We start from the raw sequence: 5,889 nt of genomic DNA on the forward strand, positions 1-5,889 counted from the left end.
ACAGACCTCTATTCGATGATGGGGGCCGTATTCGATTGCGGAGGAGCTTCAACAGGGCCGCCTTCGAGCCAGCAAGCTCGTAAAGCCTGATTTCTTTCGTCACGTGACGCTGGCGTTCCCAAAGCAGGGGAAGCTTTCGCCTGCGTGCAGGGTAGTCGCCGAAATCGTCCAACAGTTGGTCAATGCTTGGGGAAGCCTGACCGAGCCCACAATGCAGGCTCGGCATGCAACCAGCGATTCCTAATGGCACCTCATGCGCAGCGCAGTCTTTTCCTCCTGTCCTAGAACACGTGCCTGATGCCGAAGTCGTAGCCCATCGCGCCGCGAGGCGCATAGCCCGACACACCAGCACCGCTGGAAAGATAGCCTGCCGTGCCGCCGGTACTCGCAGCCATGATGGCCGGGTTGTTCTGTCCGTTCTTGATGCGGATGCGCGCCACCGTGGCGTACAGCGCGGTGCGCTTCAAGAGGTTGTGCTCATAGCCGATGGCGAGCTTGCGAACCGAGGCATCGCGGTCGGCGGCAAAGGGGCTGGCAGCAGCCCCCAGGTCATTGTCGAACTTCACCCAGGAGTAAGAGCCCTTGATCAGACCGGCGCCCGCAGGCACCGTCACGCCGAGCAGGCCGCCCTTGTACTTGTCGGTCTCGCGCGTGCTGAGCGCGCCCAGGACGGGCACAGGTACCGTCGAGACGGAAACATCGCGCACCTGCGACAGTTCCCCGAAGAGCTTGAAAGCCCCGAAGTTGTAGGAGGCACCGAGACTGAGGGTCTTGATCTTCTCGCGCAGCCGGGCGCCGGTCGCCACCCCCGCGGCGTCCAGTGCCGTCGCATCCGCAGCGGTGCTTTCGCCATAGGCCAGTGCCACGTCGAGCGCTTCGGCGGCATAACCCAGCCGGCCGCCGGCAAAACGCCCTTTCGCGCTCGGCGTGCCTGGCACATTGCTCTGGCTTGCGTTCTCGTGCAGCGCGTACTGCACCTGGCCATAGAAGCCGCCCAGCCCTGGCGGCAAGAAGTAACCGATGCTGTTGCTGGTGCGCATGTAGTTGTCCGTCGCCGAGACCGCCGAGCCGGGTCCCTTCGCGATCTGCAGGTTGCTGCCGACGCTCGACACCACGTTGGTGCCCACGCCCAGCGTGCTGAACGGGCTGAAGACGGCGTCGTTCCAGTAGGTGGGTGTGTAGTCCCGGCCCAGGCGGACCTCGCCGAACGGACCTGAAAGGCTCACGGTGGAGCGGCGATTGAAGACGATGACGCTGCCCGGCCCGGCACCCGTGCCCGAGTCGTTCGCCAGGCCGGCTTCCATCCAGAAGCTCGCGGCCAGGCCGCCGCCCAGGTCCTCGGTGCCGCGGAATCCCAGACGGCTCGGCGTGGTGCCGCTGTTGGAGAGCGTGGTCTGGCTGCGCTTGATGTCGGCCCCTGGCAGGAGCAGGCGGCCGGTGTTGTTGTAGAAGGAACTCGTCGTGCTGTAGTAGCTGACACCCGCATCGAGCGCTCCGAACAAGGTGACGGACGATTGCGCGCTGGCCGCACCGGCGCAGGACAGCACAACCACGGCCGCGATGGTTTTCTTCTTCACGAGATCTCCTCGATGGTTGATGGGAATGCGGCGGAACCGGGATGGACCACCCACATGAATGAGTGCGCCGCTTCATTGCTTTAATTCACAATTAGTGAATTGTGGAGCGGAAAGCCCTGCATGTCAGCCATACTTGCCTACGCATTAACCCTAGCGGCTCGGCAACGGCGAGCCGCGTCGAAGAATTGCCCATGAAGACAGCGAGCACAGCAGAAGCCCGGACGCGCGATGCGGATCGTTCACGCAAGGCCATCCTCGAGGCGGCGAGAAAGGAGTTCTCCGTGCATGGTCTCGGCGGCGCGCGGCTGGAGCGGATCGCAGCCGAGGCCGGCGTGCACAAGCGGTTGGTGTACTACTACTTCCAGGACAAGGATGGACTGTTCTCCGCCGTGCTCGAGAGCGTGTACGAGGAGATCCGGGACGCGCAGCTCTACCTCGATCTCAAGGACATGGCGCCGCTCGCTGCGTTGCGCCGGCTCGTCGAATTCACCTGGGACTACTACATCGCGCACCCGGAGTTCATCACGTTCCTGAACAGCGAGAACCTGCACAAGGCGAAGCACCTGGCCGCCCTGCCCCGCATCAAGGAGTTGAATTCCCCGCTCTTGCAGACCCTTGCGAACATCCTCGAGCGGGGACAGAAGGACGGGGTGTTCCGCGCGGGCATCGACCCCATGCAGCTGTACATCACGATGGCGGGCTGCGCCTACTTCTACCTGTCCAACATCCACACGCTCTCTGTCGGCTTCAGCTGCGAGCTCGGCAGCCAGAAGATGCTGACCCAGCGGATGCTGCACATCATTGACGTCGTCACCGCCTACGCGCTGCGCTAGCCGCAACGACGCATGGGGCCTTGTGGGGTCCATTTTTTCACTTCATAATTCACCAATAGTGAATTGAAGCGACAAGTTCCACGCGATCCTCGGCCCGACGGTGCCGCTGTCGCGAGCGCATGAAGAACCTGATGCCGACCCATGGCGTCGACCAACGAAAGCAAGAATGCGAAAGATCGACAGCTATGCACACATCCTGCCGAAGGCCTACTTCGACAGGATGGCCGAGATCGCCAAGGATCAAGGCGCGATCAAGCGATGGCTGACCATTCCGGTCCTCCATGACCTCGACGCGCGGCTGAAGATGATGGAGGACTTTCCTGGCTATCAGCAAGTCCTGACGCTTTCCAATCCTCCCATCGAGCTGATCGCCGGACCGCAGACCTCGCCCGAGATGGCGCGCCTGGCGAACGACGAGATGGCAAAGATCCGCGATGCGCATCCGGACAAGTTCCCCGCGTTTGTCGCATCCCTTCCCATGAACAACGTGCCGGCAGCGCTCGAGGAGATGGAGCGCGCCATCGCGGTCCTCGGCGCACGCGGCATCCAGGTATTCACCAACGTCAATGGACGGCCGCTGGACGATCCGGAGTTCTGGCCCATCTTCGAGGCGGCCAGCAAGACGTACGACGTTCCGGTGTGGATGCATCCGGCCCGCGGCGCGTCCATGCCGGACTATGCGAGCGAAGAGAAGTCGAAGTACGAGATCTGGTGGACCTTCGGTTGGCCCTATGAAACGAGCGCGGCGATGTCGCGCATGGTTTTCTCGGGCTTCTTCGAACGCCTTCCAGAGCTGAAAGTCATCACGCACCACATGGGCGCCATGATTCCGTACTTCGACGGACGCGTCGGCCCGGGACTCGACCAGTTCGGCTCCCGGACATCGGGCGAAGACTACGAGGGGCTGCTCAAGCGCATGAAGAAGCGCCCCATCGATTTTTTCAAGATGTTCTATGTCGACACGGCGTTGGCAGGCGGCAAGTCGGGGATTCGTTGCGGATTGGACTTCTTCGATCCGAAGCAGGTGGTCTTTGCAACCGATTGCCCCTTCGATCCGGAAGGGGGACCGATGTTCCTGAGGACCATCCCCCAGGCGATCGACGAACTGGATCTTCCACAGGACGTACAGGATGGCATCTATTTCGGCAACGCCCTTCGCTTGCTGAAGATGAATTGCTGTTGAGACGGCGCTCGCAAGGCCGAGCCTCAAATCATCCGGAGACAAACAATGAACAAGAGAATCTTCCTGCGAGCGATCGCAACCGCTGCGCTGTGTGCTGGAAGCATCCCGGCCATCGCGGACAACTATCCCTCGCGGCCCGTGAAAATCATCGTGCCGTACGTGGCGGGCGGCACGGTCGATCTGGTGGCCCGGGTGCTGGCCCAGAAGCTGGGGGACCAGATGGGCCAGCCGTTCATCGTGGACAACCGCCCTGGTGCCAGCGGATCCATCGGAAGCGACATCGCCTCCAAGGCACCGCCCGACGGCTACACGCTCCTGCTTCAATCGCCGACGCTTGTCGCAAGCCCTTTTCTCATGAAGAAGACGCCCTACAACGTGAAGACCGATTTCACGGCGATTTCTCTGCTGGGGTCGGTGCCGATGGTGGTCGTGGCAAACCCGGGTGTGCCGGGCAAGAATCTGCAAGAGTTCCTCGCGGCGGCCCGCCGCGAGCCGTCGAAGTATGCGTTTGGAACTTCGGCCATCGGATCTCCGATGCACCTGGCGCAGGAGGCAATCAAGCGAGACGGCAAGCTCGACGTGCCCATCGTCATCTACAAGGGCACGGGCAGTGCACTCAACGATGTCTTGGGAGGACAGATCAGCGTGATCATCGACGCGATCCCGTCTTCTGCTCCCAACATCGCGGCTGGCAAGCTCAAGCCCCTCGCCGTCACCACGCGCGAACGCCTGCCCTCCATGCCCAATGTGCCGACGGTCGCGGAATCCGGCTTTGCCGGCTTCGAAATGGTCACCTGGTATGGGCTGTGGGCGCCGCCCAAGCTGCCTGCAGCGATCCTTGAGCGGCTTTCGGCGGAGGTTGCCACGGCCATGCGCTCTGCGTTCGTGGCCGAACGCCTCGGGCCGCAGGGCTTTGTGCCCTCCCCGGGTACTCCGGCCGAATTTTCCGCTTACATCGACAAGGAAGCGGCCACCTACGAGCGCATCGTGAAGGATGCCAAGATTCAGATCGACTGACCGTCAGACATCAGAATGGAAGGCAGATGATCGCTTGCGACGTCAATACCGCCCTACCTGCTGAGCATTGACCAGCTCGGCATGCCGAACACCGAGAGAACGCTATGGACAGAGAGGCGAATTCGGCATGCAGAGAATTCGGGGGGGGACCATCGAATGGGCATGCGTTGCCCCGCTGCGCGGCAATGCCGCCAAAAACAGCCTACTCGCGCAGCGTGAAAACCACCGACAGGTACGACACCGGCCCGCTCTGAATCGCTTCGATGCCGTGCAGCGCGGTCGCTTCGAACAGCAGCGAATCCCCCGCCCCCACCGCCACCGACTTGCCACCGTAGCGGTACATGACTTCCCCGGACAGGAAGTACAGGAACTTCAGGCCCGGATGCTGGAAGGTCACGTAGGGATCGGCGCCGGGCAGCAGCGTGACCAGGTAGGGCTCGACGAAGAGGTTGCCCGACAGCAGGTGGCCCAGCAACTCGTAGCGGTAGTCGGAGACCGCACCGATCCGATCGACGACAACGCCCCGCCCCGCACGCACATGGCAGAAGTCCGTCCGCCGCGCCTGATCGCCGAAGAAGCGCGGCGCCGACACGCCCAAACCTTTCGAGAGACGCTCCAGGGTCTCCACCGAAGGCGAGACCAGGCCCCGCTCGATGCGTGACAACATCGAGGCCGAAATCCCCGAGGCCTTCGCCAGCGCCCCACCGGATACATCAGCCGCCATGCGCAGCGCCCGCACCTGCGCCCCGATGCGCGCCGCGGACAGGCTGCGCACGACAGGTGATGGTTGCCGCGGCGGGGCGCGCGTCACCGAGACCGGAAGTCGCAGAGGCCGGGCGCTAGGTAGGAGGGGATGCAATTGCTCGATGGGGCATACAGAGACCTGCCTGAAGCGGAACGCGCAGGTCCTGGTCCTACGAAAAACGTAGATACGCGAAAAGTCGGACTTACGACTATCGTAGAGTGCCTCCCAACCCATCTCCTCGCTCTGTCTTCGGTGCWCGCTTGAGRCTTGCGAGATTGGCGGCAGGTTTGCCRCAAGACAAGCTTGGCGTTAAGGCGGGACTGGATGAWGGYACYGCCAGYKCACGCATTTCKCGSTACGAGAGCGGRRTCCAYGAGCCAARCATTTCTTTYGCGCATCGGCTGGCAGACGAGCTTGGCGTYCCRGCCCCCTACTTTTACGCAGCGGATGACGAGCTCGCCAAGCTCATCCTGTGGTTCGGTCAGCTAAACACCCAACAGAGGAAGTCGCTGCTCGAATTCGCAAGTCATATCA

General features: G+C 62.4%; 6 protein-coding genes. 4 read left to right on the forward strand and 2 right to left on the reverse strand.

All coding sequences use genetic code 11. From position 1 onward, the window contains the following. Positions 1–281: 281 nt before the first annotated feature. Complete coding sequence (locus AC1DOC_RS16090) at positions 282–1,577, reverse strand: porin (protein WP_015865961.1); 1,296 nt, start codon at positions 1,575–1,577, stop codon at positions 282–284. Positions 1,578–1,762: 185 nt separating this feature from the next. Here AC1DOC_RS16090 and AC1DOC_RS16095 point away from each other — a divergent pair, with 185 nt between their 5' ends. The 3 genes from AC1DOC_RS16095 to AC1DOC_RS16105 all read left to right on the forward strand — a co-directional run bounded on the left by AC1DOC_RS16095 (position 1,763) and on the right by AC1DOC_RS16105 (position 4,610). Further along, positions 1,763–2,410, forward strand: coding sequence for a TetR/AcrR family transcriptional regulator (locus tag AC1DOC_RS16095; protein WP_015865962.1), 648 nt, complete (start codon positions 1,763–1,765; stop codon positions 2,408–2,410). Positions 2,411–2,576: 166 nt separating this feature from the next. Next, on the forward strand, positions 2,577–3,593 hold the full coding sequence (locus AC1DOC_RS16100) for an amidohydrolase family protein (protein ID WP_015865963.1): 1,017 nt from the start codon (positions 2,577–2,579) through the stop codon (positions 3,591–3,593). Between the two features lie 45 nt (positions 3,594–3,638). Then, positions 3,639–4,610, forward strand: a complete 972-nt coding sequence (locus AC1DOC_RS16105; RefSeq protein WP_015865964.1) for a Bug family tripartite tricarboxylate transporter substrate binding protein — start codon at positions 3,639–3,641, stop codon at positions 4,608–4,610. A 202-nt stretch (positions 4,611–4,812) separates the two neighbouring features. Here AC1DOC_RS16105 and AC1DOC_RS16110 read toward each other — a convergent pair whose 3' ends face one another. Then, entirely contained in the window at positions 4,813–5,385 is a 573-nt protein-coding gene (locus tag AC1DOC_RS16110; protein ID WP_015865965.1) for a helix-turn-helix domain-containing protein, read from the reverse strand. 188 nt (positions 5,386–5,573) lie between these two features. On the opposite strand from AC1DOC_RS16110, the gene AC1DOC_RS16115 reads away from it, so the two are divergent. Further along, on the forward strand, positions 5,574–5,889 hold a 316-nt coding region (locus tag AC1DOC_RS16115; protein WP_478130075.1), incomplete at its 3' end, for a helix-turn-helix domain-containing protein.

The organism is Variovorax sp. 01T439_2, assembly GCF_056398445.1.

What these genes read in the sequence shown, in the direction of transcription:
- AC1DOC_RS16100 (WP_015865963.1), top strand. Translation starts at nt 2,577, where the DNA reads ATGCGAAAGATCGACAGCTATGCACACATCCTGCCGAAGGCCTACTTC.
- AC1DOC_RS16105 (WP_015865964.1), top strand. Translation starts at nt 3,639, where the DNA reads ATGAACAAGAGAATCTTCCTGCGAGCGATCGCAACCGCTGCGCTGTGT.